Origin of the sequence: Streptomyces sp. NRRL F-525 (assembly GCF_000716605.1) — a bacterium.
Lineage (GTDB): Bacteria > Actinomycetota > Actinomycetes > Streptomycetales > Streptomycetaceae > Streptomyces.
Genome location: NZ_JNXE01000016.1, coordinates 190,606 through 214,406 on the forward strand (window position 1 = coordinate 190,606; position 23,801 = coordinate 214,406).

The 23,801-nt window shown below is 70.8% G+C and carries 18 protein-coding genes; 4 read left to right on the forward strand and 14 right to left on the reverse strand.

Annotated features, from left to right (window positions below; translation table 11 throughout):
* Window positions 1–21: 21 nt before the first annotated feature.
* Window positions 22–1,248, forward strand: coding sequence for an MFS transporter (locus tag OO69_RS23655; protein ID WP_033282728.1), 1,227 nt, complete (start codon window positions 22–24; stop codon window positions 1,246–1,248).
* On the opposite strand, the gene OO69_RS23660 is transcribed toward OO69_RS23655, so the two are convergent.
* Window positions 1,199–1,774 (reverse strand): TetR/AcrR family transcriptional regulator, encoded by a 576-nt coding sequence (locus OO69_RS23660; RefSeq protein WP_033282729.1) that lies wholly within the window; start codon window positions 1,772–1,774, stop codon window positions 1,199–1,201. The genes OO69_RS23655 and OO69_RS23660 overlap by 50 nt on opposite strands.
* Before the next feature lie 97 nt (window positions 1,775–1,871).
* On the opposite strand from OO69_RS23660, the gene OO69_RS23665 reads away from it, so the two are divergent.
* Window positions 1,872–3,434: an MFS transporter gene (locus tag OO69_RS23665; protein ID WP_033282730.1), complete on the forward strand. Its 1,563-nt coding sequence runs from the start codon at window positions 1,872–1,874 to the stop codon at window positions 3,432–3,434.
* A 72-nt stretch (window positions 3,435–3,506) separates the two neighbouring features.
* Here the strand turns inward: OO69_RS23665 and serA are convergent, their stop codons facing one another.
* The 6 genes from serA to OO69_RS23695 all read right to left on the reverse strand — a co-directional run bounded on the left by serA (window position 3,507) and on the right by OO69_RS23695 (window position 13,471).
* Window positions 3,507–5,096 (reverse strand): phosphoglycerate dehydrogenase, encoded by a 1,590-nt coding sequence (gene serA / locus OO69_RS23670; protein ID WP_033282731.1) that lies wholly within the window; start codon window positions 5,094–5,096, stop codon window positions 3,507–3,509.
* A 229-nt stretch (window positions 5,097–5,325) separates the two neighbouring features.
* Window positions 5,326–6,324: a ketol-acid reductoisomerase gene (gene ilvC, locus OO69_RS23675; protein WP_019058578.1), complete on the reverse strand. Its 999-nt coding sequence runs from the start codon at window positions 6,322–6,324 to the stop codon at window positions 5,326–5,328.
* Between the two features lie 111 nt (window positions 6,325–6,435).
* Window positions 6,436–6,963, reverse strand: a complete 528-nt coding sequence (gene ilvN, locus OO69_RS23680) for an acetolactate synthase small subunit (protein ID WP_033282732.1) — start codon at window positions 6,961–6,963, stop codon at window positions 6,436–6,438.
* A 20-nt stretch (window positions 6,964–6,983) separates the two neighbouring features.
* Window positions 6,984–8,831 carry an acetolactate synthase large subunit gene (locus OO69_RS23685; RefSeq protein WP_106971103.1) on the reverse strand — a complete coding sequence of 616 codons (1,848 nt, stop codon included), beginning with the start codon at window positions 8,829–8,831 and terminating at the stop codon, window positions 6,984–6,986.
* 243 nt (window positions 8,832–9,074) lie between these two features.
* A complete protein-coding gene (locus tag OO69_RS23690) occupies window positions 9,075–12,053 on the reverse strand; it encodes a putative bifunctional diguanylate cyclase/phosphodiesterase (protein ID WP_033282734.1) in 2,979 nt (992 codons plus the stop codon).
* 446 nt (window positions 12,054–12,499) lie between these two features.
* Window positions 12,500–13,471 (reverse strand): 2-hydroxyacid dehydrogenase, encoded by a 972-nt coding sequence (locus OO69_RS23695; protein WP_033282735.1) that lies wholly within the window; start codon window positions 13,469–13,471, stop codon window positions 12,500–12,502.
* Between the two features lie 76 nt (window positions 13,472–13,547).
* On the opposite strand from OO69_RS23695, the gene OO69_RS23700 reads away from it, so the two are divergent.
* Both OO69_RS23700 and OO69_RS23705 read left to right on the forward strand, forming a co-directional pair.
* Complete coding sequence (locus OO69_RS23700; protein WP_033282736.1) at window positions 13,548–14,546, forward strand: aldo/keto reductase; 999 nt, start codon at window positions 13,548–13,550, stop codon at window positions 14,544–14,546.
* A 220-nt stretch (window positions 14,547–14,766) separates the two neighbouring features.
* The gene (locus OO69_RS23705; RefSeq protein ID WP_033282737.1) at window positions 14,767–15,927 is read left to right on the forward strand and encodes a PQQ-dependent sugar dehydrogenase; all 1,161 of its coding nucleotides are present in this window, start codon (window positions 14,767–14,769) and stop codon (window positions 15,925–15,927) included.
* On the opposite strand, the gene OO69_RS53070 is transcribed toward OO69_RS23705, so the two are convergent.
* The 7 genes from OO69_RS53070 to OO69_RS23735 all read right to left on the reverse strand — a co-directional run bounded on the left by OO69_RS53070 (window position 15,884) and on the right by OO69_RS23735 (window position 23,798).
* Window positions 15,884–16,228 (reverse strand): DUF6191 domain-containing protein, encoded by a 345-nt coding sequence (locus OO69_RS53070; RefSeq protein ID WP_106971099.1) that lies wholly within the window; start codon window positions 16,226–16,228, stop codon window positions 15,884–15,886. The two genes, OO69_RS23705 and OO69_RS53070, sit on opposite strands and share 44 nt — an antisense overlap.
* A 37-nt stretch (window positions 16,229–16,265) precedes the next feature.
* Entirely contained in the window at window positions 16,266–19,337 is a 3,072-nt protein-coding gene (locus OO69_RS23710; protein WP_033282738.1) for a helix-turn-helix transcriptional regulator, read from the reverse strand.
* A gap of 113 nt (window positions 19,338–19,450) precedes the next feature.
* Window positions 19,451–19,636 carry a hypothetical protein gene (locus OO69_RS23715; protein ID WP_033282739.1) on the reverse strand — a complete coding sequence of 62 codons (186 nt, stop codon included), beginning with the start codon at window positions 19,634–19,636 and terminating at the stop codon, window positions 19,451–19,453.
* Window positions 19,637–19,845: 209 nt separating this feature from the next.
* On the reverse strand, window positions 19,846–20,454 hold the full coding sequence (locus tag OO69_RS23720; RefSeq protein ID WP_033282740.1) for a hypothetical protein: 609 nt from the start codon (window positions 20,452–20,454) through the stop codon (window positions 19,846–19,848).
* A gap of 35 nt (window positions 20,455–20,489) precedes the next feature.
* The gene (locus OO69_RS23725; RefSeq protein WP_033282741.1) at window positions 20,490–21,065 is read right to left on the reverse strand and encodes a GNAT family N-acetyltransferase; all 576 of its coding nucleotides are present in this window, start codon (window positions 21,063–21,065) and stop codon (window positions 20,490–20,492) included.
* The gene (locus OO69_RS23730) at window positions 21,043–23,286 is read right to left on the reverse strand and encodes an MMPL family transporter (RefSeq protein ID WP_033282742.1); all 2,244 of its coding nucleotides are present in this window, start codon (window positions 23,284–23,286) and stop codon (window positions 21,043–21,045) included. Before OO69_RS23730 ends, OO69_RS23725 begins: the two co-directional genes overlap by 23 nt.
* A 218-nt stretch (window positions 23,287–23,504) precedes the next feature.
* Window positions 23,505–23,798, reverse strand: coding sequence for a hypothetical protein (locus OO69_RS23735; RefSeq protein WP_033282853.1), 294 nt, complete (start codon window positions 23,796–23,798; stop codon window positions 23,505–23,507).
* Between the last annotated feature and the right edge of the window lie 3 nt (window positions 23,799–23,801).

Consider the following 23,801-nt stretch of genomic DNA (forward strand, 5'->3'; position numbering starts at 1 on the left):
CCGAACCCTAGTGTCGACGTCATGACGACCTGTCCGCCCCCCAACTCCCCCACCCCCGAGGCCACTTCGGGCGCGCGGGCAACGCTCCTCACCCGCCCCCTCCTCCTCCGCTTCGTCAGCATGGTGGGGGCCAGTCTCAGTTTCTTCCTGCTGCTGTCGGTCGTACCGGCGTACGCGGCCGAGCGGGGCGGCGGGGGCGCGGCGGGGCTCGCGACGGGTTCGTTGATGCTGGCGACGGTGCTCGGGGAGTTGGGCACGCCCCGGATCGTCGGCCGCTTCGGGTACCGGCTGACCCTGATCGCCGGGCTGTTCCTCCTCGGCGCACCGGCGCTGGTGCTGACCGTCTCCGGGCAGGCTGCCTGGATCGCGGCCGTGTGCTTCGTGCGCGGGATCGGTTTCGCGCTGACGATCGTCGCGGGCGGTGCCCTCACCGCGTCGTTGATCCCGGACCAACGCCGGGGCGAGGGGCTCGCGTTGGTGGGTGTGGTGTCCGGGGTGCCGTCGCTGGTGGCGCTGCCGCTGGGGCTGTGGCTGGCCGGGCGCGTGGGCTACGGGCCGGTCGCCGTCACCGGTGGCCTCGCCGCGCTGGCCGCGATCGTCTTCGTCCTCGGACTGCCGGACCGGGCGGAGCGCGAAGAGCAACCGCTCGGTGTCGTACGGGGGTTGCGCACCGGCGCGCTGCTCCGGCCGGTCCTCGTCTTCGCGGCCACCGCCACCGCCGCCGGCATCGTGGTGACCTTCCTGCCGCTGGCCCTGCCGTCGGCGTCGGCCGGGGTCGTCGCGGCGGCCCTGTTCGTGCAGACCGCGGCCTCGACCCTGACCCGCTGGCTCGCGGGCCGCCACGGCGACCGGCACGGCAGCGCCCGGCTCGTCCTCCCCGGCCTGCTCCTGTCGGCGGCCGGTGTCCTTGTCATCGCCCCAACTGCCGACCCGGTAGCGGTCGTTGCGGGCACAGCCCTCTTCGGCGCCGGCTTCGGCATCACCCAGAACGCCACCCTGGCCCTGATGTACACCCGCGTCTCCGCCACCTCGTACGGCACGGTCAGCGCCCTGTGGAACCTCGCCTACGACGGCGGAATGGGCGTAGGCGCGGCAGGCTTCGGCGTCGCGGCCGGGTTGACCGGTTACCCGTGGGCCTTCGCGCTGACCGCGTTGTTGATGCTGGGCGCGGTGGCACCGGCGCTGCGGGACCGGCGCGTCACGGCGCCTTCCGCGCACCCTCCAGCAGTTGACGGAGACCCTCGGTGAGCCGGTCGGCGTCGGGTGCGGTCTTCGGGTCGAAGGTCCACTGCATGATGAGCCCGGACATCACGACCATATAGAACGAGCCGAGCGTGTCGGCGGTCTCGTCCGACACCTCCTCCTCCGGCACAGCCATGAGCAGCGAGACCAGCCCCCGGCCGCCCTCGCGCTGCGCGAGCGCCAACTGATCGCGGGCCTCCGGCAGTTGGTCACCCATCACCATGATCTCCCCGCTGAGCCGCCACATCGAGCCCGGCTCACGGAGCGAGGCGACGACGTTCGACCACACCTCCCTGAACCGCTCCAGCGAACCCGGCGCCCCTTCGAGCCGCTCACCCCACTCGAAGGACATGTCGTCCACCAGCGAGACGTACGCCTGCGCGAGCAGCGCGTCCTTCGAGCCGTAGTGGTAGCCGATGGACGCGAGGTTCGTCCCCGACTCCTTCACGATGTCGCGCGCCGTGGTGCGCGCGAAACCCTTCTCCAGCAGGCAGCGCTTCGCGCCTTCGAGCAGATCCTCACGGTGTCCCATGCGCACCAGGCTACCTCCGATCCATACAACCGTCCTAGACGAACGATTTATACGTGCGTCATAGACAAGCGTTTAAGACGCGCGTACATTCGCTGTCATGACGAACCCGACGCACTCACCGAACCCCCCGACCACCCCCAACTCCCGTGCGGGACGCCGCGAATGGACCGCGCTCGGCGTCCTGATGCTGCCGCTCCTGCTGGTCTCGATGGACGTCTCCGTCCTCTACTTCGCCATCCCGGCGATCAGCGCCGACCTGGAGCCCAGCGGCACCCAGCAGCTGTGGATCTTCGACATCTACGCCTTCGTCCTGGCCGGCCTGCTGATGACGATGGGCTCGGTCGGCGACCGCGTCGGCTACCGCCGGCTCCTCCTGATCGGCGCCGCCGCCTTCGGTACCGCCTCCGTCATCGCGGCCTACGCGGACAGCGCCGGGACCCTCATCGCCGCCCGCGCGGCCCTCGGCATCGGCGGCGCGACCCTGATGCCCTCGACGATGGCGCTGCTGCGCACGATGTTCACCGACCCCGGCCAGCGCGCGAAGGCGATCGGTCTGTGGTCCGGCGTGATGACCGCGGGCGTCGCCCTCGGCTCGGTGCTCAGCGGTGTCCTCGTCCAGTACTTCTGGTGGGGCTCGGTCTTCCTGGTCAACCTCCCCGCGATGGCACTGCTGCTCCTGATCGGCCCGTTCCTGCTCCCCGAGTCCAAGAACCCCGCCCCCGGCCGCTTCGACTGGCCGAGCGTCCCGCTGTCGATGGCCGGCGTCCTGCCCGTGATCTACGGCCTGAAGGAGATCCCCTCCGAGGGCTGGCACGTCCAGTACGTCGTCTCGATCACCGTCGGCCTGCTCTTCGCCGCCCTCTTCGTCCACCGCCAGCGCACCACCGCGTCCCCGATGATCGACCCCGCCCTCTTCCGCAGCCGCGGCTTCGGCCCGTCCGTCGTCCTGAACCTGGTCTCCACCTTCGGGATCATGGGCTCGGCCTTCTTCACCACGCAGTACCTGCAGTCGGTGCTCGGCAAGAGTTCGATGGAGGCGGCCCTGTGGGCACTGCTCCCCTCGGTCCTGGTCGGCGTGGCCGCTCCGGTGGCAACGACCCTCGTCCAGAAGGGAGTCGACCGCGCCCACGTCGTCGCGGCCGGCTTCGCCCTGGCCTCCGGCGGCTACGTCCTGCTGGCCCTGGCCGGCACCGACTCCCTCTGGCTGGTCCTGGCCGCCGCCGGTGTCCTCGCCTCCGGGATCGTCATGGTGATGTCCCAGATCATGGACCTCGCGATGGGCAGCGCCCCGGTCGAGAAGGCGGGCGTCGCGTCCTCCCTGATGGAGACGGGCGCGGAGTTCGGCGGCGCCCTCGGCATGGCGGTCCTCGGCTCCATCGGTACGGCGATCTACCGCCACGGCATCCCGACCTCGGCCCCCGCCCCGGCCCACGAGACCCTCGGCGGCGCCCTGGCCGTCGCCCACCAGTTGCCGGGGCGCACGGGAGACGCCCTGATCGCGACAGCCCGGGACGCCTTCACCGACGGCATGCACGGGGCGGCGATCGCCGGGGCGGTGCTGCTCCTGGGGGCGGCGTTCGCGGCGGCGCGGACCCTGCGGGGCATCCGGGTACAGGCTCCCGAGCCGGTGCCCGCCGAGCCGCAGAAGGCGGAGGCGTGAGCCCCAACTACACAGAAACGCCGGGTGGGTTGAGGATCATCTCCTCAACCCACCCGGCGTTCTTGCGAGACGTCAGACCAGGTTCACCGAGCGAGCCGACGTCGCGCCGATCTCCTCGGCCACCTCCGCCAGCACATTCGCGGCAACCGTGTCGTCGACCGTCAGCACGGCCAGCGCCTCGCCGCCCGCGACCGACCGCGACACCTGCATCCCGGCGATGTTGATCCCGGCCTCACCGAAGACCCGGCCGACCGTGCCGACAACCCCCGGCCGGTCCTCGTAGCGCAGCACCACCATGTGGTCGGCGAGCGCGAGGTCGACGTCGTAGTCGCCGACCGCGACGATCTTCTGCAGGTTCTTCGGACCGGCGAGCGTGCCGGAGACCGAGACCTCCTCGCCGCTGCCGAGCGTGCCGCGCACGGTGACGACGTTGCGGTGGTCGGCGGACTCCGAGCTGGTGGTCAGCCGTACCTCGACACCCCGCTCCTGCGCGAACAGCGGAGCGTTGACGTACGACACCGTCTCGGCGACGACGTCCTCGAACACGCCCTTGAGCGCGGAGAGTTCGAGCACCTTGACGTCGTGCTGGGTGATCTCGCCGTAGACCTCGACGTCGAGGCGGACCGCGACCTCGCCCGCCAGCGCGGTGAAGATGCGGCCGAGCTTCTCGGCGAGCGGCAGGCCCGGCTTGACGTCCTCGGCGATGACGCCGCCCTGGACGTTCACCGCGTCGGGGACAAGCTCACCGGCGAGGGCGAGGCGCACCGACTTGGCGACCGAGACGCCGGCCTTCTCCTGGGCCTCGTCCGTGGAGGCGCCGAGGTGCGGGGTGGAGACGACCTGGTCGAACTCGAACAGCGGGGAGTCCGTGCAGGGCTCCTTCGCGTACACGTCGAGGCCGGCACCGGCGACGCGGCCCTCCTTGAGCGCGGAGTACAGCGCCACCTCGTCGACGATCCCGCCGCGCGCGGCGTTGACGATGCGCACGGTCGGCTTGACCTTGCGCAGCGCCTCGTCGCCGATCAGACCGACCGTCTCCGGGGTCTTGGGCAGGTGCACGGTGATGAAGTCGGAGACCTCGAGCAGCTCGTCCAGCGACAGGACCTTCACGCCCATCTGCGCGGCCCGTGCAGGCTGGACGTAGGGGTCGTAGGCGACGACCTTCATGCCGAACGCGGACATGCGCTGCGCGACCAGCGCGCCGATGCGGCCGAGGCCGACGACGCCGAGGGTCTTCTCCGCGAGCTCGACGCCCGTGTACTTGCTGCGCTTCCACTCGCCGTTCTTCAGCGCGGCGTTGGCCTGCGGGATGTGGCGTGCGGTCGCCAGCAGCAGACCGCAGGCCAGCTCGGCGGCGGTGACGATGTTCGAGGTGGGCGCGTTGACGACCATCACGCCGGCCTTGGTGGCGGCGGAGACGTCGACGTTGTCGAGGCCGACGCCGGCTCGTGCGACGACCTTCAACTTCCGTGCGGCGGCGACCGCTTCGGCGTCGACCTTGGTGGCCGAGCGGATCAGGATCGCGTCGACGTCGGCGATCGCGGGGAGCAGCTCGCCCCGGTCGGCGCCGTTGCAGTGCCGGATCTCGAAGTCCGGGCCGAGGGCGTCCACCGTCGCGGGCGACAGCTCTTCAGCGATGAGTACGACAGGTTTCGAGCTCACGTGAGTCCTCACAAGTCCATTGCGTGCGGACGGCCGTCCCGACGGCCGCAGGCGGTGGAGGGGCTAGCCGCGGAGACGCACGACGCTGTGGGCCTGACGCGTATTAGTACGGCAGTGTAGTGGCGCGCCGACAGTCGTCTTACGCCGCTGCGGAAGGATCACCCGTCCGTGGCTGGACGGGTTGGACAAAGGGGCCGGAGCGTTCGCTCCAGCCCCTGTGCCACAGGACTTACGCCTCTTCGTCGACCCAGCTCATCAGCTTGCGGAGCTGCTTGCCGGTGCTCTCCAGCAGGGAGTCGGCGTCCTTCTGCTTGTACTCGTTGTACTTCTTCAGGCCGCCGTGGTACTCGGCCATCCACTCACGCGCGAACGTGCCGTCCTGGATCTCGGCGAGGACCTGCTTCATCGTGGCCTTGGTCTCGTCCGTGATGATCCGCGGGCCGGTGACGTAGTCGCCCCACTCCGCGGTCTCGGAGATCGACCAGCGCATCTTCTCCAGGCCGCCCTCGTACATGAGGTCGACGATGAGCTTCAGCTCGTGGAGGCACTCGAAGTACGCGATCTCGGGCTGGTAACCGGCCTCGGTCAGCGTCTCGAAACCGGCCTTGACCAGCGCGGCCGTACCACCGCAGAGAACGGCCTGCTCACCGAACAGGTCGGTCTCGGTCTCCTCGGTGAAGGTCGTCTTGATGACGCCGGCGCGGGTGCCGCCGATGCCCTTCGCGTACGACAGCGCGAGCGCGAAGCCGTTGCCGGTCGCGTCCTGCTCGACGGCCGCGATACACGGAACGCCGCGGCCCTCCTCGTACTGACGGCGCACCAGGTGGCCCGGGCCCTTGGGGGCGACCATGCAGACGTCGACGCCGGCCGGCGGCTTGATGAAGTCGAAGCGGATGTTCAGGCCGTGGCCGAAGAACAGCGCGTCGCCGTCCTTGAGGTTGTCCTTGATGGACTCCTCGTAGACCTGGGCCTGGATCGGGTCCGGCACGAGGATCATGATGACGTCGGCCTCGGCGGCGGCCTCGGAGGGCGTCACCACACGCAGGCCCTGCTCCTCGGCCTTCGCCTTGGACTTGGAGCCCTCGTGCAGACCGACGCGCACGTCGACGCCGGAGTCACGGAGCGACAGCGCGTGGGCGTGGCCCTGGCTGCCGTAGCCGATGACCGCGACCTTGCGGCCCTGGATGATGGACAGGTCGGCGTCGGCGTCGTAGAACAGCTCGGCCACTTTGGGTTCTCTCCTTGGAGTGCAGGTGTTGCGTCCCACCGTATGACGGCGGTGGGAATCGAAGTTCGGGGGTCTCGGAATGCGGGCGACCGGGGCCGCCCGCACCCGGCTCTACGCGGAGCGGTCGAGCGCGCGCAGCGAGCGGTCGGTGATGGAGCGGGCGCCGCGGCCGATCGCGATCGTGCCGGACTGGACCAGCTCCTTGATGCCGTACGGCTCCAGCATCTTGAGCATCGCGGACAGCTTGTCGCTGCTGCCCGTGGCCTCGATGGTGACGGCCTCCGGGGAGACGTCGACCGTCTTGGCGCGGAAGAGCTGGACGATCTCGACGATCTGGGAGCGCGTCTCGTTGTCGGCGCGCACCTTCACCAGAACGAGTTCGCGCTGAACGGCCGATCCGGCCTCCAGCTCGACGATCTTCAGCACGTTGACGAGCTTGTTGAGCTGCTTGGTGACCTGTTCGAGCGGGAGTGCCTCGATCACGTTCACCACGATCGTGATGCGGGAGATGTCGGGGTGTTCGGTGACGCCGACCGCGAGGGAGTCGATGTTGAAGCCGCGCCGGGAGAACAGGGCGGTGATCCGGGCGAGGACACCTGGCTTGTTCTCCACCAGGACGGAGAGCGTGTGCTTGGACATTTCTCTTTCGTCTCTCTCGCTCAGTCGTCTTCGTTGTCGCCGAAGTCGGGGCGGACGTCCCGGGCGAACATGACCTCGTCGTTCGAGGTGCCGGCGGCGACCATCGGCCACACCATGGCGTCCTCGTGGACGATGAAGTCGACCACGACGGGGCGGTCGTTGATCGAGTTCGCCTCCTCGATGACCTTGTCCAGGTCGTCGGGGGACTCGCAGCGGATCGCGTAACACCCCATCGCCTCCGACAACTTGACGAAGTCGGGGATGCGCGTGCCGGCGCTCGGCTGCTTGCCGTCCGCCTCCGGGCCGCTGTGCAGCACGGTGTTGGAGTAGCGCTGGTTGTAGAACAGGGTCTGCCACTGGCGGACCATGCCGAGGGCGCCGTTGTTGATGATGGCGACCTTGATCGGGATGTTGTTCAGGGCGCAGGTGGTGAGTTCCTGGTTGGTCATCTGGAAGCAGCCGTCGCCGTCGATCGCCCAGACCGTCTGGTCCGGGGCTCCGGCCTTGGCACCCATCGCGGCCGGGACCGCGTAGCCCATGGTCCCGGCGCCGCCGGAGTTGAGCCAGGTCGCGGGCTTCTCGTACTGGATGTAGTGCGCGGCCCACATCTGGTGCTGGCCGACGCCCGCCGCGAAGATGGTGTTCTCCGGGGCGAGTTGGCCGATGCGCTCGATGACCTGCTGCGGGGAGAGCGAGCCGTTGTCGGGCTGCTCGTAGCCGAGCGGGTATGTCTCGCGCCAGCGGTTGAGGTCGTTCCACCAGGCGCTGTAGTCGCCGGTGTGACCCTCGCTGTGCTCCTTCTGGACGGCCTGCACGAGGTCGGCGATGACCTCGCGGGCGTCCCCGACGATCGGCACGTCGGCGGCGCGGTTCTTGCCGATCTCCGCCGGGTCGATGTCGGCGTGGACGATCTTCGCGTACGGCGCGAAGCTGTCCAGCTTGCCGGTGACGCGGTCGTCGAAGCGGGCTCCGAGGGCGACGATCAGGTCGGCCTTCTGCAGCGCGGTGACGGCGGTGACCGCACCGTGCATGCCCGGCATTCCCACGTGCAGCTCGTGACTGTCGGGGAATGCGCCGAGCGCCATCAGGGTGGTGGTGACGGGCGCTCCGGTGAGTTCTGCGAGGACCTTCAGCTCGGCGGTGGCGTGTGCCTTGAGGACACCGCCGCCGACGTAGAGGACGGGCCGCTTCGCGGCGGTGATCAGCTTCGCGGCCTCGCGGATCTGCTTGGCGTGCGGCTTGGTCACCGGGCGGTAGCCGGGCAGGTCCATGACCGGCGGCCAGGAGAAGGTGGTCTTGGCCTGGAGGATGTCCTTGGGGATGTCGACCAGGACCGGGCCGGGGCGGCCGGTGGAGGCGATGTGGAACGCCTGCGCGATCGCCCGGGGGATGTCCTCCGCCTTGGTGACCAGGAAGCTGTGCTTGGTGATCGGCATGGTGATGCCGACGATGTCCGCCTCCTGGAAGGCGTCCGTGCCGATCGCGGCGGACACGACCTGCCCGGTGATCGCGACCAGCGGCACGGAGTCCATGTTCGCGTCCGCGATGGGGGTGACCAGGTTGGTGGCGCCCGGCCCGGATGTCGCCATGCACACCCCGACCTTGCCGGTGGCCTGCGCGTAACCGGTGGCCGCGTGACCCGCGCCCTGCTCGTGGCGGACCAGCACGTGGCGCACTCGCGTGGAGTCCATCAGCGGGTCGTACGCCGGCAGGATGGTACCCCCGGGGATGCCGAATACCGTGTCGGCCCCGACTTCCTCAAGAGAGCGGATGAGAGACTGCGCGCCCGTGACGTGCTCGGGGGCGGACTGCTGTCCTCCGGATCGGGGCCGCGGCTGCGGATGGGCCCCGGTGGCCTGCTCGGTCATCGTCATTCTCTTCTCGATGCTGAGGGTTTTTGCGAGGTTTGTGCGGGGTTCTACTGCTGCACGACTGGATCCTGTGCAACAAAAAACCCCTCGTGCCGTGAGGCAAGCGAGGGGAGCGCGCCGGGTGCGGTCGCTGGGAGTTCCGGGTCCGTCCGGACGTCACCAGCTTCAGCCGACGCGCTTTCCAAGTACGAGAATTCGGGTGCGCATGGCATTGACCCTCCCCCCGGCACGCATCCACTGTCAAGTGGGTGGGACGGGAGTCTCATTATGTGAACGGAGGGCCGTTCCACCCCCGAAAACCGCGGGCACACCACTGGTGTACACCCCCAGCGCGCCCCCCGCGAACGCGGGCTCGGCCGGGCCGTGCGGCACCGGATAATGGCCGCGCGACAGGGCCCGGCGCAGCCGGTACTCGTCCAGCGGCGCGGAGAAGGCCATGCCCTGCCCGTGCGTACAGCCCATCGCGCGCAGGGCGACCACCTGCTCCGGCAGATCGACTCCGTCGGCGACCGACTGCAGTCCGAGATCACAGGCGATCCGCAGCAGCCCGCTGGTGATCTTGTGCAGCCGCGCGGACTCGACGACGCCCTCGACCAGACTGCGGTCCAGTTTCAGTACGTCGACGGGGAGCCGCCGGAGCGCCGTGATGGCCGCGTAGCCGCTCCCGAACCCGTCGAGGGCGATCCGGACACCGAGCCGCCGCAGCGCGGTCAGCCGGCGCTCCAGCTCGTCCAGGGAGACCCGCGGGTCGGTGTCGGACAGCTCGATCACCAGCGATCCGGACGGCAGCCCGTGCCGGGTCAGCAGGGCCTCGATCGAGCCGAGCGGCATCGACTTGTCCAGCAGCCGCCGGGCACTTATCCGTACGGCGACGGACACGGCGAGCCCGGTCGCCGTCCGCTCGGCGGCCTGTTCCACCGCCTCCTCCAGCATCCAGCGCCCCAGCTCGGCGGTCTTGTCGCTGTCCTCGGCCACCCGCAGGAACTCGGCAGGCGTGAACAGCACTCCTTGCGAGGACCGCCAGCGCGCCTGGGTGGAGACCGACGCGATCCGGCCGTCCACCAGGGACACCACGGGCTGGTGCAGCAGCGCGAACTCGCCGTCGTGCAGCGCCGCCCGCAGCCGCGTGGCCAGCTCCGCCTTCCGTACGACGTCCTGCTGCATCTGCGGTGCGTACAGCTCGACGCGGCCCTTGCCCGCCCCCTTGGCGCGGTACATCGCGAGGTCGGCGTTGCGCAGCAACTCCCCGGCGCCGAGGCCAGGTTCGGCGAAGGCGACGCCGATGGAGGCGGCGACGCGGACATCGTTGCCGTCGATGAGGTACGGCTGGGACAGGGTGATTCTCAGGCGGTCGGCGAGCTCCATGATGTGCCGCTCGCGGGCGGTACGGTCCCGGGTGCCGTCGCCGACGATCAGGGCCGCGAACTCGTCGCCGCCGAGCCGGGAGGCGGTGTCGCCGTGCCGGACCGCGCCGTCGAGCCTGCGGGCGGCCTGGATGAGGAGTTCGTCGCCCGCCTGGTGGCCGATGGTGTCGTTGACGGCCTTGAAGCCGTCGAGGTCGATGAAGAGGACGGCCGTGCCGCGGTCGGTGGAGCGGCGGCCGGACAGGGCCTGCTGGACGCGCTTGGTGAACAGGGCGCGGTTGGGCAGGTCGGTGAGCGGGTCGTGCTCGGCGTTGTGCTGCAACTGCGCCTGGAGGCGCACCCGTTCGGTCACGTCCCGGCTGTTGAAGATCAGGCCGCCGTGGTGGCGGTTGACGGTGGACTCGACGTTCAGCCAGCCGTCGTCGCCGGAACGGAAGCGGCACTCGATGCGGGTGGTGGACTCCTCGAAGGGGCTGGCGGTGAGGAAGCGGCGCACCTCGTGCACCACACAGCCGAGGTCCTCCGGGTGGATCAGCGAGGCCAGTTCGGTCCCGACCAGTTCCTCGGCGGCCTTGCCGTAGACACCGGCGGCGGCCGGGGAGACGTAGCGGAGGATGCCGTTCGGGGCGGCGATCATGATGACGTCGCTGGAGCCCTGGACCAGGGAGCGGAAGTGGTTCTCCTTCTGGGCCAACTCCTGGGTGAGGGTGATGTTGTCGAGCAGCATGATGCCCTGGCGCACCACGAGGGCGAGGACCACGCAGCCCGCGGTGATGAGCACCACGCGGTCGGGGCTGCGGCCGTTGAGCACGTTGTAGAGAACCCCCAACGTGCAGACGGCGGCGGCGAGATACGGGGTGAGCGCGGCCAGCGAACCGGCGATGGGCCGGGTGGCCGGATACCGCCCGTGGTCGACGCCGGGCGCGGAGGCCTGCGGCGGGGCGCCGGTGCGCTGTCCGGGCCGGTGCTCGTGCACCACGCGCGTGTGCCCGTCGTCCTCGGGGTGGGTGTGCCGGGGCGTGGCCCAGGGGGCGTAGGCGAGGAGCAGGGAGCCGGCGAACCAGCCCGCGTCGAGCAACTGGCCCGAGTGGTAGTTGTTGTGGAGCAGCGGCGAGGTGAACAGGGCGTCGCACATCACCGTCAGGGCCAGCGCGCCGATCGCGGTGTTCACCGCGGTGCGGTTGACCGAGGAGCGCCGGAAGTGCAGCGCGAGCACCATGCTGACGAGCGCGATGTCGAGCAGCGGGTACGCCAGTGACAGCGCGGTGTGGGCCACGCTCGGCCCGTCGAACTTGGCGGCCTGGGCCAGCGCGAGGCTCCAGGACAGCGTGAGCAGCGAGCCCCCGATCAGCCAGGCGTCCAGCGCCAGACAGACCCAACCGGCCTTCGTGACAGGCCTTTTGGCGAGGACCAGGAGCCCGACGATGGCGGGCGGTGCGAAGCACAGGAAGAACAGATCGGCGAAACTGGGGCTGGGCACGGGGCGCTCCAGGACGACCTCGTACCACCCCCAGACTCCGTTGCCCAGTGCCGCCATCGCCGAGGAGAGCGAGAACAGCAGCCAGGCGGGTCGAAAGCGGATACGGCGGCTTCGCGCGTAGAGGAAGCAGGAGACGGCGGCGGTACCGGCTGCCGCGCTGAGCCCGAAGTCGCCCATGATCAGGGCGAGTTGGGCGGACCCCCAGTCGAGCGCGGAACCGACGGCGTATCCCGCGCAGACCAGGGCCAGGACGAGTTGCTGGACCAGGCTCCACGTGCCGCCGGTCGCCGGCGGTCGTGGCTGCCGCGCCCCGGGTGAAGTCCGGTCCCGGAGCGCCCCGTTGAGGGTGGTCGTCGGAGACGGTGGCGAACTCACCGGGCCCTCCCGCTCCGCGTCGCTCCCGGGTCCCGCGGGCCCCGGTGCGCTGGATGAGCGTGCCTGCGGCGGCTGTTGGGCCTGCGGTGGTGATGGCTGTGGCTGCTGTGATGTCCGCCGCGGCCGCCATGTCCGCCGTGGGCGCAGTGGTTGGCGTGATGGCCGCGGCCGCGCGCGGCGGTGCGCCAGGGTCGCCGTCGGCGGCCCCGCCGCGTCGGATCGCTCGTCCATAGGCCGTGCATCGCCCGTCGCCCCCCTCACAGTCTGAAATGTCCATCCCCGGCGCCGAACGGTGCGCGGCGCAGCCCCTGCCGGGACGATACACCAGTCTCGTCACTCAGGGACATAGTTCCTCTACGCTCCGTAACGACCAGCGGAGATGCGTGCACACCCCGCTTCCGAAAGGTTGCGGAGGGTGCTGGAAGCGGACTACCCGCCTGTTGCGGCTAGTTCTCCGGCTTCCCTGTATCACCTGTCGTAAGGATCACGTTGCGCAAGGGCTCCCGGTTCACGAATCGTCCCAACTGGTCGGCGACCAGACGCTTCGCACGCGGCAGGAACGCCGAGGTGGGCCCGCCGACATGGGGACTGATGAGCACGCCGGGCGCGTGCCACAACGGGTGTCCCTGGGGCAGGGGTTCGGGGTCGGTGACGTCCAACGCGGCGGTGATACGGCCGGTTTCGAGCTCCGCGAGCAGCGCCTTGGTGTCGACCACCGGACCACGGGCCACGTTGACCAGCAGCGCCCCGTCCTTCATCCGCGCCAGGAACTCGGCGTCGACGAGGTGGCGGGTGGTCTCGTCGAGCGGCGTGGACAGGATGACGACGTCCATGTCCGGGAGCAGGGCGGGCAGTTCGGCGAGTGGATGCACCGGCCCGCGCGCGGTGGCACGCGCGGAGCGCGCCACCCGCGCCACCCGCGCGAGCTCGAAGGGAGTGAGCCGGTCCTCGATGGCGGACCCGATCGCCCCGTAGCCGACGATGAGGACGGACCGGTCGGCGAGCGCCGGGTGGAAGTCCCCCTGCCAGTGCTCCTGTTGCTGCGCCCGCACGAACCCCGGGATACCGCGCAACGAGGCGAGCGTCAGGGCCAGCGCGAGCTCGGCGGTGCTCGCCTCGTGCACTCCGCGCGCGTTGCAGAGCCGCACCCCCGGGACGATGGACGAGAGGCTCGCGGTCATGTCGTCGATGCCGGCGGTGAGGGTCTGGATGACCTGCAGATTCCGCATCTGCTCCAAGGGCCGTGTCTTCACAGGGTGACGCTTCATGTACGGCACTACGTATAGAACGCAGTCAGCTGGATCACCGGGGAACGCCTGATCGCCGTCCTCACCCCCGTCCCAGAACAGGTAGTTGGGGCCCTCGGGGAGCCCTTCGATCTCCTCCGGGGGGATGGGCAGCCATACGTCATTGGTCATGGTCAGGAGGCTATGTCAGGGCCACGCGCGCGTAGCGGCTAGGTTGGTGGGCCGGAAGAGAGAGGGTCACGAGCAGGTGGAGCGCAGGACGATCGGCGCGGGGGCGCTCGCGATGGGGGCCGTCGGACTCGGCTGCATGCCGATGCACTGGGCCTACAGCGGGTCGCGGCGGCGGGGCGACGAGTCGGTCAGGGCCGTGCACCGGGCGCTCGATCTGGGGATGACCCTGCTGGACACCGCCGACATGTACGGCCCGTTCACCAACGAGCTGTTGCTGGGGCGGGTGTTGAAGGAGCGCCGTGCGGACGCGTTCGTGTCGACCAAGGTCGGCCTGCTGGTCGGCGAGCAGCACATCGTGGCCAACGGCCGCCCCGGCTATGTGAGACGCGCGTGCGACGCGTCACTGCGCCGCCTCCAGACGGATGTGATCGACCTCTACCAACTCCACCGCGCCGACCCCGAGGTCCCCGTCGAGGAGACGTGGGGTGCGATGGCGGACCTCGTACAGGCCGGAAAAGTACGGGCGTTGGGCATGTGCGCGGTAGGCGCCCGCTCCGCCCGCCGACCCGGGGCCCGCCTCCATGACGGAACGATCCGCCAACTCCAGCGTGTACAGCAGGTGTTCCCGGTGACGGCGGTGCAGGCGGAGCTGTCGGTGTGGTCGTCGGAGGCCCTGGAATCGCTGCTGCCGTGGTGCACGGCCCGAGGCGTCGGCTTCCTCGCGGCGATGCCCCTGGGCAACGGCTTCCTCACCGGCACCCTCACCCCGGGCGAGGGCTTCGAACCGGACGACGTCCGCGCCCGCCACCCCCGCTTCACCGCCGAGATGACCGCAGCGAACCAGCCGATCATCGCCGGCCTGCGCCGCGTCGCCCGCCGCCACGGTCCGGAGGTGACCCCGGCCCAGGTCGCCCTGGCGTGGGTGCTGGCGCAGGGGGTGCATGTGGTGGCGGTGCCGGGGACGAAGCGGGAGCGGTGGGTGGTGGAGAACGCGGGGGCGGCGGGGTTGCGGTTGACGGGGGAGGATCTTGCGGAGGTGGCGGAGTTGCCGGGGGCGTTGGGGTCTTGGGATTGAGGGTGTGAAGTCGCCGAGGGTGCTGGGGGCTCAGGGGGCTCAGGGGCTCGGGACTGAGGGTGTACGGGCTGGGGGCTCGGGGATGAGCGCCGCCTCGCTTTCCCGCCCCGACGGCTCGATCGTGCGTCGGTGCGCGGTGATCGGGAACCCGGGCGGCGCGAGCGGTGTATGAAAAGTAGAACCCGCCCGTCGAAAGGACCTGATCGTGCGACGTCGAGTCGTGCCGGCCGCCCTGGCCGTGACCGCGCTCCTGCTGACGGCCGGCTGTTCCTCCGACGGGGGAGGATCCCCGGGCGACGGCACGAGTGCGTCCTCCGGTTCGTCGTCCGGCGGTACGGGTACGGGGGCCCCGCCCTCCGCGCAGGCCGCCGAGCAGACCCCGCCCGCCAAGGGCACCGTGAAGGTGCTGCGTACGGTCACCGAGGGCCTGAAGACGCCCTGGGGTCTCGCCCCGCTGCCCGACGGGAACCTGCTCGTGTCCTCCCGCGACGACGGCACGATCACCCGGATCGACGAGAAGACCGGGAAGAAGACCGAGCTGGGCAAGGTGTCCGGGGTCTCCGCGGCCGGCGAGGGCGGCCTCCTCGGCATCGCGCTCTCCCCGGACTACGCCTCGGACCACATGATCTACGCGTACTTCACCACGGCTTCGGACAACCGCATCGCCCGCATGCTGTACGACGAGAAGAAGCCGGCCGGTGAGCAGCTGGGCGCGCCCGACACCATCTTCAAGGGCATCCCCAAGGGCTACATCCACAACGGCGGGCGCATCGCCTTCGGCCCGGACGGCATGCTGTACGCGGGCACCGGCGAGAGCGGTCAGCGGGGCCTCGCCCAGGACAGGAAGTCCCTCGGCGGCAAGATCCTGCGGCTCACCCCGGAGGGCGACCCGGCGCCGGGCAACCCGTTCCCGGACTCGCCGGTGTACACCTACGGCCACCGCAATGTGCAGGGCCTCGCCTGGGACTCCAAGCAACGCCTGTTCGCCTCGGAGTTCGGCCAGGACACCTGGGACGAGCTGAACGCGATCACTCCGGGCGACGACTACGGCTGGCCGAACGCGGAAGGCAAGGGCGACAACCCCAAGTACCACAACCCGATCACCCAGTGGCACACCGACGACGCCTCCCCCAGCGGCATCGCCTACGCCGAGGGCTCGATATGGATGGCCGGCCTCAAGGGCCAACGCCTGTGGCGCATCCCGCTGAACGGCGTCAAGACATCCGCCGCCCCCCAGGCCTTCCTCACCGGCGAGTACGGCCGCCTACGCACGGTCGCCTCGGCCGGCGGCAACAAGCTGTGGCTCATCACCAGCAACACGGACGGCAGGGGCACGCCTAAGTCGGGGGACGACCGGATTCTGGAGATTCAGGTGACGTAGCCGCTCCAGACGACGGAGCGGACTCGGGACCGGCGTCGGCGTCGGCGTCCAGCTCAGAATCAGGGTCGGACTCGGACCCGGGGCCAGCATCGGACTCGGGATCGGAATCGGCGCCGGCCTCTGCCTCTGCCTCTGCCTCTGCCTCTGGCAGGCGTACGACCACTTTCCCGGACTCCAGGTCTATCGGCCCGCGCCCAGGATCCCCGTCCGCGACGTCGACCCTGGTCAGCTCAAGCCGGTTGGCCTCGTCCTGGGTGTGTTTGCGGCCCGGTGAGAACAACTCCTCGAACATGTTGAACACGGCGCCTCCCCTGTGCCGGTCCCCTACAGCGTACGACTCATCGCGCGGAGCGCGCGGTGAGCGGGTCGGGCGGGAACAGTTCGAGGCGGTGGGCGACCGCGGCGGCCTCTCCCCGGCCCGAGACGCCGAGCTTGCCGAGGATGTTCGAGACGTGGACGCTCGCGGTCTTCGGCGAGATGAAGAGTTCCTCGGCGATCTGCCGGTTGGTGCGGCCGGCGGAGACCAGCCGCAGGACGTCCCGCTCACGGCTGGTGAGGCCGAGCGCCTCGACGGGGTCGGCGGGGTCGGAGGAGACCCCTCGCCGCTCCGGGACCTTCGTGAGCGTCAGCCGCGCCCGCTGGGCGAGCAGCGCGACGGAGTCGGCGAGCGGGCGGGCGCCGAGGTGGTCGGCCACGGCGGCGGACAGGCGGAGCAGTTCCGTGGCGCGATCCCGCTCGTCGTCACCCCCGTCGGGGTCGGACAGCAGCGCCTCGGCGAGGCGCTGCCGGACGCGGGCGAGGTCGTAGGGGCGCTCGAGGCATTCGAAGGCGGCGACCGCCTCGGACCAGTGGTCCGGGGTGGAGCGGCCCTCGGCGTGCAGGAGTTCGGCGCGGAGCCAGCGTTCGTGGGCCTGCCAGACGGGGACGTTGGCGGGCACCGGCTTCGCGGCCTCCCGGATGCGTTCGAGGATCTTGGGGCGGCCGGGGTCGGCGACGGGCAGGCCGACGGCCTGGGTCTCGGCGGTGGCCGCGGTGACCAGCAGGGGCCAGACCTCGAAGTACGTGCCGGGGCGGAAGCCGGCGTCCAGGACGAGTTCGAGGGTGGCGCGGGCGTCGAGGAGGCGGCCTTCGGCGGTGGCGACCTGGAGTTCGATCCGCTCCAGGGGCAGATGGTGCTGGGGGGCGACGTCATGGGTGCCGAAGTGCTCGCGGGCGGCGGCCAGTTGACGGCGGGCCTCGGGCAGGTCGCCGCGGGCGAGCGCGAGTTCGGCGCGGAGCCGGGCGCGGAAGCCGCGCGGCGGGGCGCTCTGGCCCATGCGCTCCGACTTGGCCGCCGCGTCGGCGGCCTCGTCCCAACGGCCCAGGGAGAACAGGGATTCGGCGAGGTTTCCCCAGATCCAGGCCTCTTTGTCGAACTGGCCGAACTTCTTGGCGAAGACGAGCCCCGTCTCCAGGATGGACACGGCCTCGCGGGAGCGGCCGACGGTCTGGAGGGAGGAGGGAAGGTTGACGTAGCTGCGGCCGGCGACGATGGAGATGCCCTCGGCGACCGTGCGTTCGTTCACCTCGACCAGTTCGGCGAGGCCTCCCTCGACGTCTCCGGAGGCGACCATGAGGCCGGCCAGGGTGAGGCGGGCGTCCATCTCGATCTCGCGGGCGCCCACCATCCGCGCGTACTCGACCGCGCGCTCGGCGGCCACGTAGGCGTCGGGTCCCGGGACATGGACCATGGACCAGCCGGCGACCTTGGCGAGGACCTCCGCGTGCACTTCGGAGGGCGGCAGTCCGCGGACCAGTTCCTGCGCGGCGGCGAGTTCCGGCCAGCCGTCACCGCGGGCCTGGGACCGGACGAGGACGGAGCGCTGCACCCAGAACCAGGCGGCGCGCAGCGGATCCCCCTCGTCCTCCAGGAGGTGCAGGGCCCGCTTGGTGATCTTCAGGGCGCGCTCGCGCTCCCCGCTCAGCCGCCCGGCGACGGCGGCCTCCGCCATCAGGTCGAGGTAGCGCAGGGGCGCGGTCTCCGGGTCGCAGCCGCAGGGCGGGTACACCTCGGTGTAGTCCACGGGGCGAAGTCCCGCGCGGACGGCGTCGGGGACGGTGTCCCACAGCTCCATCGCCCGCTCCAGGAGCCGCAGTTGCTCGGAGTGGGCGTGCCGGCCGCGGGCCGCTACGGAGGCGTCCAGGACGGCGGGGAGGGCCTTGGCGGCGTCATGGGCGTGGTACCAGTAGCTCGCCAGCCGCATGACGCGCTGGTCGGCCGGGACGAGCGTCGGGTCGGCCTCCAGGACCTCGGCGTAGCGGCGGTTGATGCGGGAGCGCTCGCCGGGCAGCAGGTCGTCGCCGACGGCCTCGCGGACCAGGGAGTGGCGGAAGCGGTAGCCGTCGTCACCGGGCGCGGCCTGGAGGATGTTGGCGCCGACGGCGGCCCGCAGCGCCTCGATGAGGTCGTCCTCGGCGAGCCGGGCAACGGCGGCGAGCAGCCGGTACTCGACGGTGGAACCGCCCTCGGCGACGATCCGGGCGACCCGCTGGGCGCTCTCGGGCAGCGACTCGACGCGGACGAGGAGCAGGTCGCGCAGGGAGTCGGTGAGGTTGCTGCGGCAGCCGTCGTGGGCGGCGACGGCGAGTTCCTCGACGAAGAAGGCGTTGCCGTCGGAGCGTTCGAAGATCTCGTCGACCTGGGCGGGGTCGGGTTCGGCGGCGTGGATGCCGGCGATCTGGCGGCCTACCTCCTGCCGGTTGAAGCGGCCCAGTTCGATCCGGCGGACCGTGCGGAGCCGGTCGAGTTCGGCGAGCAGGGGGCGCAGCGGGTGGCGGCGGTGGATGTCGTCGGCGCGGTAGGTGGCGAGGACGACGAGGCGGCCGGTGCGCAGCGTGCGGAAGAGGTAGGCGAGGAGGTGGCGGGTGGAGGCGTCGGCCCAGTGCAGGTCCTCCAGGGCGACGACGACCGTGCGCTCGGCGGCGACGCGCTCCAGGAGGCGCGCGGTGAGCTCGAAGAGGCGGGCCATGCCCTCTTCGTCGTGCCGGCCGGCCCGCTGGAGAGTGGCCGTCTCCGCCAACTCCGGGAGCAGCCGGGCGAGTTCCTCCTCCTGGCCGGCGGCCGCGGCGGACAGCTCGTCGGGCAGCTCACGGCGCAGCGCGCGCAGGGCGGTGGAGAACGGGGCGAAGGGCAGTCCGTCCGCGCCGATCTCGACACAGCCGCCGAGCGCAACGACGGCACCCCGGCGGCAGGCGGCGGTGGCGAACTCCTCGACGAGCCTGGTCTTGCCGACGCCCGCCTCGCCGCCCAGCAGCAACGCCTGCGGCTCGCCCGCGGCGGCGCGGGCGAGCGCATCGTTCAGCGTGTCCAGTTCGTCGGTACGGCCGACGAAGACCGGACTGACGGACCTGGTCTCCACGCCTGCGAGCATGTCACGCGGGTCTGACAACGCGGCACCGGTTTTCGGGAGGGCGGCCGCGGGGAGGAGCGCCCCGCGAACCTGCCGGGCGGGCGCCGTACGGCCGTCCTCCCGGGCCCGGGCGGTCACGACGCACGGGCGAACAGGTGCCTGCGGGGGCGCTGGGTATGCACCTCCCCCTCGGCTGCCTGGCGGGCCTGCTCGCGGCGGGCGGCGCGGGCGCCGCGCACGGCCTCGCGGGCCAGCCGCTCGTTGGCGGCCTGCCGGCGCAGTTCGGCGGATCGGATCTGGTGGAGTTCGTACTCGTACATCTCAAGTCCCTTGGTGGAGGCGGTTCTTCGGCTTCGCTTGTTGCGATGCCTCAACCTTCGTCTCCAAGGGGGGTCCGCCACATCGGGAGAGTTCCGCATCTTGCGGGGCCGGGCGGGCCTTAGACATGCGTAAGGGGTCTTAGGGCCTCCGTAAGGTGCTTACGGAGGCCCTAAGACCCCTGGTCACGTGCGGTGGCGCGAGCCGGCGGTCAGGTGGCCGACGGCAGGCTGAGCAGGACGTCGGTGTACTTGAGGACGGCCAGGAGCAGTCCTACGACACCGAGCGCGACGCCCGCCCAGGCGACCGACTTGATCCAGGTGGCCTGCGGCCTGCCCGGGGTGCCGAACGCGGGCCGGATGAGGGCCGCGACACCGACGAGCGCGCCGACCAGGGCGAAGATGCCGGCCCACAGCGCGGTGGTGTGCCAGGCGTCGCCGTAGACCTCCTTGATCTGGGTGGCCACGCTCGCGGTGGAGGCGGTGTGGAGCTGGCCCACGAGGGTCTCGCGGGCGGCGGCGACGGAGCCGACCCAGCCGCCGGAGAGCGAGATGAAGCCGAGCGCGGCGGAGACGACCGCGGCCGCGCCCTGGCCGACGCCGGAGGGGCCCTCCTCGGGGTGCTCCAGCTGGAGCTTCGCGAGCTCGGCCGCGTACTCCTCCTCGGAGAGGTCGTCCTCGTCCTCGGCGGCCTCGGCCTCGGTGTTCGCGGTCTCCGGCTCGGTCACTTCCTCGTCGGTCTTGGTGACATCGACGGTCTCCGCGTCGCTCTTCACCTCGGTGGCCTCGTTCGCGGCCTCGTCAACAGTCTTGGTACCCATGGTGCGCACGGTAGGGGTGAAGTCTGAGAAGTTCCTTAAAGATCGCTGTGTTGCGCACGCGCGCGTGCCTCGCGCCACTCGGGGGCGAGCACGGACCACACCTCTATGTCGTGTCTTACGCCCCCGTAGGGGTGGGACTCGCGCAGGACCGCGTCCCTGGTCATGCCCATGCGGCGGGCAACATTCAGGCTCTTCTCATTGCCCGCGGCGGCGTGCCATTCGACCCGGTGGATGCCGCGCTGCTCGATCGCGAAGTCGATGAGAATCCGTATCGCGCGGGTGATCAGCCCGTGCCCGGCGGCGGCGGGTTCCAGCCAGCAGCCGACCTCGCAGTTGCCCTGGTCGGCGTGGAAGTTCAGGAAGAGGACCCCGCCGACGAGCTTGCCGTCCAGCCAGATGCCGTGCAGGGAGGCCTCGTCGGCGGCGCGGAGGTCGGCGTAGCGCTGGAGCATGGCCCGCGCGGAGTCGACGTCCGTCGCCTTGGAGCCGAAGGTGATGAACTGGCCGATGAACTCCCGGCCGCGGTCCAGGTGGGCGAGAAACTCCTCGGCGTACCACGGCTCCAGGGGGCGCAGTTCGGCTCCGTCGTCACCCAGGGATATCGCGTACATCCTGCTCCTGCTCCTTCGCCAGGACGTCCGCCACCTCGGCGTCCGTCACGGCGGCCAGCCTCTCATGGGCGGCGCGGCACTCGGGGGGCTCGATGCTGATGCGGGGCAGGACGCGGTCGAGGCCCCGGGGCAGCCACCAGTTGGCGCCCCCCAGGAGGTGCATCAGGGCCGGCACCAGGAGAGTGCGCAGGACGAACGCGTCCAGGGCGACGGCGGACGCGAGGGCGATGCCGAACATGGCGATCACGCGGTCCCCGCTGAGCACGAAGGCGAGGAAGACCGAGATCATGATGACGGCGGCCGAGTTGATCACCCGGCTGGTCTCGGCGAGGCCGACGCGGACGGCACGGCGGTTGTCGCCGGTTTCCAGCCATTCCTCGTACATCCGGCTCACCAGGAAGACCTGGTAGTCCATGGAGAGCCCGAAAAGGACCGACACCATGATCACGGGGAGGAAGGGTTCTATGGGCCCGGCGCGTCCCAGGCCGAGGAACTCGCTCCCCCAGCCCCACTGGAAGATCGCGACGACGACCCCGAAGGCGGCGGCCACGGCGGCGACGTTCATCGCGGCGGCCTTGAGCGGGATGCCGATCGACCGGAAGGCGAGCAGGAGCAGTACGCAGCCGAGCGAGATGACGACCCCGACGAACAGCGGGAGCTTGCCGACGATCACGTCGGCGAAGTCGTCGTAGCTCGCCGTGACGCCGCCGACGTGGATGTCGAGCGAGGTGCCGGTCTCGGCCCGGGGCAGCACCTCGGTGCGCAGCCGGTCGACCAGGTCGCTGGTCCGCTGCGACTGCGGTGCCGAGTCCGGTACGACGCTGAAGTACCCGGTGGAGCCGCCGGCGTCGTAGGTCACCGGGGTCACGGAGGCGACGCCCTCGGTGGTGCGGAGTGTGGCGTCGAGGTTGTCGAGGGTGAGCTTGTCCTCGGCGCCGCCGATCTTCGTGACGAGGGTGAGGGGGCCGTTGACGCCGGGGCCGAATCCGGTCGCGAGGAGGTCGTAGGCCTGGCGCGTGGTCGACGACTGAGGGTCGTTGCCCTGGTCGGAGGTGCCCAGGTGGAGGGCGAGGGTGGGCAGCGCGAGGACGGCCATCACGACCAGGGCGACGGCGCCGAGCAACTTCGGGTGGCGCTCGACGAACGCGGACCAGCGGGCGGCGAGGCCGGTGGGGAGCTCCGGCTGGGGCCCGTGCTCGGCCAGCCGGCGCCGTTCGCGGCGGCTGAGGGCGCGGGGGCCGATGAAGGACAGCAGGGCCGGGAGAAGCGTCACGGAGGCCGCGACGGTGAGCACCACGGTCAACGAGGCGGCGATGGCGACCCCGTTGAGGAAGCCGAGCCGCAGGATCAGCATCCCCAGGAGGGCGATGCACACCGTGGCGCCCGCGAAGACGACCGCGCGTCCGGTGGTGACGACCGCGTTGGTGACCGCCTCGGTGACGGACAGGCCGCGTTTCAGCCCGCGCCGGTGCCGGGTCACGATGAACAGGGCGTAGTCGATGCCGACGCCGAGCCCGATCAGCATGCCGAGCATGGGCGCGAAGTCGGCGACGGTCATGGCGTGCCCGAGCAGCACGATCGCCCCGTACGCGGTGCCGACGCTCACCAGGGCGGTGCCGATGGGCAGCAGCGAGGCGGCGAGCGACCCGAACGCGAGGAACAGCACGAGGGCGGCCACGGCGACCCCGACGATCTCGGCGGTGTGCCCGCTGGATGCCTCGGTGAGCGCGATGGCGCTGCCGCCCAACTCGACCTGGAGTCCGTCGGTCTGGGCGGCCTTGGCGACCCGGACGACCGCCTGCGCCTCGGACTTGTCGATGTCCTCGGCCTGGTGCGCGAAGGTGACGGTGGCGTAGGCGGTGCGTCCGTCGGCGCTGATCCGTCCCGTGCCCTGGCCGTCGTACGGACTGACGACGGAGGCGACTCCGGGCAGGTCGGCGATCCTGTCCAGGGCGCCGGTCATGGTCTGTTCGACGGCGGCGGCGCGGACGGAGCCGGGGGAGGTGCGCCAGACGACGGTGTCGCTGTCGCCGCCGAGATCCGGAAACCCCTCCTTGAGCAACTGGGTCGCACGACCCGACTCGGTGCCGTGGGCCTCGTAGTCGTTCGAGTACGCCGAGCCGGTGACGGCGGCGGCCGCGGTGACCCCGCCGAGCGCGAGGAGCCACAGCAGGACGGCGACAAGGCGGTGCCGAACACACCAGCGGGCAAGGGCTGCCACGAACGTGCTCCCGGGGAAGGCGAATTGTGGATCTTTGACCGGGAATCCTGGTTCAAGGGATGAACAGCCCGCAAAGAACGCATGAGCAATACAGGGTTCACTCTTGCAGCAGAAAATGATCGTTTATGACGTTCGTGCGCTGAATCACGGGAGTGGGAGCCAGATCACAGGACAGTAACGGCAACTCTGTAGCCCCGACTGCCGCCTTGACCGCCCGCTCAGTCGAACTGGTCCCCCAGCGCCATCACCATCGCCCCGACGACCAGCAGCCAAAGCGCCCGTCTGGTACGGCCCCTGGACCCGAGCACCGACGCGAGCGCGCACACCGCGGCGCCCACCGCGTAGGCAGCCGGGACGAGCACCGGCGCGGCCCCGCTCGCCCGCAGCACCGCAGCGGCCACGCCCGCGAGGGCCAGCACGGCACCGGTCAGCGCGGCCGTCCAACGGGCCCGTCGCGCGTCCAGCGCCGGGTCCCCGAAGTCCGGTGTCTCGGAATCTCCGCGTCCGTCCATGGC